This is a genomic window from Vibrio sp. 10N.222.52.B7 (assembly GCF_041474275.1).
Lineage (GTDB): Bacteria > Pseudomonadota > Gammaproteobacteria > Enterobacterales > Vibrionaceae > Vibrio > Vibrio crassostreae_C.
Window position 1 is genome coordinate 1 of sequence record NZ_JBFRTU010000097.1, and the last position, 671, is coordinate 671.

The 671-nt window shown below is 45.0% G+C and carries 1 protein-coding gene; it reads left to right on the forward strand.

The annotated features are described in order from the left end of the window. A partial coding sequence (locus AB4512_RS20270; RefSeq protein ID WP_372175473.1) for an AAA family ATPase occupies positions 1–671 on the forward strand: 671 nt, incomplete at both ends.

Genomic DNA, 671 nt, shown 5'->3' on the forward strand with positions numbered 1-671 from the left:
AGAATCTCACGCGGCATATCTTCTTAAGAAAAACGACATTAGTCGCTTAGATATTGTTAACTTCATCTCACACGGTATTACCAAAGCGAGCAACGAAGGCGACAGTCCTTCATCATCCGATTCATTTGGTGGTGCAGAAAATGCTGAAGAAGCTAACTCTGAAGACCGTTTAGAAAATTTTGCTACTAACCTTAACGAAGTCGCAAAGCAGGGCAATATTGACCCACTAATCGGTCGTGACAAAGAGCTAGAACGCACTATCCAAGTTCTGTGTCGTCGTCGTAAGAACAACCCTCTGTTAGTGGGTGAAGCGGGGGTAGGTAAAACTGCCATCGCGGAAGGTCTTGCATGGCGCATCGTTGAAGGACAAGTGCCTGAAATCATTCAGAGCAGCGTAATTTATTCTCTAGATATCGGTTCACTGTTAGCCGGAACCAAATATCGTGGTGACTTTGAGAAACGTTTTAAAGCGATTCTTAAGCAACTGGAGAAAGAAGAAGACGCGATTCTGTTCATCGATGAGATCCACACCATTATCGGTGCCGGGGCTGCATCGGGTGGTCAGGTTGATGCGGCAAACTTAATTAAACCACTACTAAGCAGTGGCAAATTACGTTGCATCGGTTCAACAACGTACCAAGAGTACAGCAGTATTTTTGAGAAGGAGCGTG